2 protein-coding genes are annotated in these 2,259 nt (G+C 73.6%); one reads left to right on the forward strand and one right to left on the reverse strand.

The annotated features are described in order from the left end of the window. Positions 1 to 204: 204 nt before the first annotated feature. On the reverse strand, positions 205 to 1,992 hold the full coding sequence (locus VR44_RS36290; protein WP_045951921.1) for a glycoside hydrolase family 15 protein: 1,788 nt from the start codon (positions 1,990 to 1,992) through the stop codon (positions 205 to 207). 55 nt (positions 1,993 to 2,047) lie between these two features. Between VR44_RS36290 and VR44_RS49340 the strand changes: the two genes are divergently transcribed. Next, positions 2,048 to 2,259: hypothetical protein (locus VR44_RS49340; protein ID WP_211275201.1), on the forward strand; the 212-nt coding region annotated here is incomplete at its 3' end.

Genomic DNA, 2,259 nt, shown 5'->3' on the forward strand with positions numbered 1-2,259 from the left:
CAGTCGTCACCCTGTACTGGGCGCTGTACCTGCGGCCGCGGAAGGACACCCGCTGGCTGGTCAGCATCCCGGAGGACGCCGAGGACGCCGAGGGCGTGGAGCTCGCGCCGGAGCCGGCCGTGGCGTAGCCGCCCGGAGCACGTCCCCGCATCGGCCGGTGGGGCCGCCGCACAGCGCGGCGGCCCCACCGGCCGTCCGCGCGTTTCAGGAGCCGTCGGCGCCCAGGGTGAGGGCGGTGTTGACCAGGCCGATGTGGCTGAAGGCCTGGGGGAAGTTGCCGAGCTGGCGGCCGCTCGCGGGGTCGTACTCCTCGGCGAGCAGGCCCACGTCGTTGCGCACGGCCAGGAGCCGTTCGAAGAGTTCCCGGGCCTCCTTGGGCCGGCCGGTCAGGTACAGGGCGTCCGCCAGCCAGAACGAGCAGGCCAGGAAGGCCCCTTCGTCGCCGGGCAGTCCGTCGACGGAGGGGCCCTCGGTGCTGTAGCGGCGGACCAGGCCGCTGCTGCCCAGTTCGGCCCGTACGGCGTCGACGGTGCCGATGACGCGCGGGTCGTCGGGCGGCAGGAAGCCGACGCGGGGGATGAGCAGGGTCGCCGCGTCCAGTTCCCGTGAGCCGTAGTACTGGGTGAAGGTGCCCCGCTCGGGGTCGTAGCCGTGCTCGCAGACGTCGCGGTGGACCTCGTCGCGCATGGCCCGCCAGCGTTCCACGTCCCCGGGCATGTGGGGGGCGCCCTCCAGGGTCCGTACGGCCCGGTCGGCGGCCACCCAGGCCATCACCTTGGAGTGGGTGAAGTGGCGGCGCGGGCCGCGCACCTCCCACAGCCCCTCGTCGGGGCGGCGCCAGTTGCGCTCCAGGAAGTCGAGCAGGGCGAGCTGGATCTTCCAGGCGTGCCGTTCCGAGGCCAGTCCGGTGGAGCGGGCCAGGTACAGGGAGTCGAGGACCTCTCCGTAGACGTCCAGCTGGAGCTGGTCCACGGCGGCGTTGCCCACGCGGACGGGCGCGGAGCCGGCGTATCCGCGCAGCCACGGGAGCTCGGTCTCGGGGATGCGGCGCTCGCCGCCGATCCCGTACATGATCTGGAGGTCGGCCGGGTCTCCGGCGACGGCGCGCAGCAGCCAGCCGCGCCAGGCGCGGGCCTCGTCGAGGAAGCCGGTGCTCAGGAGCGCGTCGAGGGTCAGGGTGGCGTCGCGCAGCCAGCAGTAGCGGTAGTCCCAGTTGCGGACGCCGCCGAGTTCCTCGGGCAGGGAGGTGGTCGCGGCTGCGGCGATCCCGCCGGTGGGCGCGTAGGTGAGGGCCTTGAGGGTGATGAGGGAGCGGGTCACGGCTTCCTCGTAGGGGCCCTGGTAGCGGCACTGGGCGGACCAGTCCCGCCAGTCGGCGAGGCTCTGTTCGAGGGCCTCGTACGGGTCGACGCGGGCGGGGCGCGGTTCGTGCGAGGGGTGCCAGGTCAGGACGAAGGCGACCTTCTCGCCGGGGGCGAGGGTGAACTCGGAGCGGGTGCTGTTGTCCTCGCCCCAGGTGTGGACGGGTGGCTCGCTGCGGAACCAGACGGAGTCCGGTCCGGCGACGGCGACCCGGTCGCCCTCGCTGCGGCGGACCCAGGGGATGACGTGCCCGTAGTCGAAGCGCAGGCGCAGGGTGCTGCGGACGGTGACGCGGCCGGTGATTCCCTCGACGATGCGCGTGACGTCGGGGGCGGTGTCGCGCTGCGGCATGAAGTCGGTGACCTTGACGGTGCCCTCGTCGGTCTCCCAGAGGGATTCGAGGACCAGCGATCCGTCGGCGTAGGCACGCCGGGTGCACCGCTCTCCCTCGGCGGCGCCGGCCGGGGCGATGGTCCAGTGGCCGTTCTCCTCGTCGCCGAGGAGGGCGGCGAAGCAGGCGGCGGAGTCGAAGCGGGGCAGGCACAGCCAGTCGATGGACCCGTCGCGGCCGACCAGTGCGCTGGTCATGAGGTCGCCGATGAGTGCGTAGTCTTCGATGGGTTGTGTCATTTCTCCGCTGTTCCCCCGATCGGCCCGGGTCAATCAGCGTGCCGGGCCGGGGCGCGTGCCGCCCTCCGGCCGCCGGGGCGGGGAGGGCGGCACGCCGCCGCGGTCAGCTCCGTACGAGGAGGGTGATCGCGGCGAGGACCACGCCGAGGGCGAGGGCCGCCGCGCCCAGCCACGGGCGGGGGGTGCGCAGGGCCGGGAGCGGCAGGACGCGGTCCAGGGCCAGCCGGCCGGGGCCGGTGAGGGTGAGGGCTGTCTCTTATACACATC

It is taken from the genome of Streptomyces katrae (assembly GCF_000966975.1).
Lineage (GTDB): Bacteria > Actinomycetota > Actinomycetes > Streptomycetales > Streptomycetaceae > Streptomyces > Streptomyces katrae.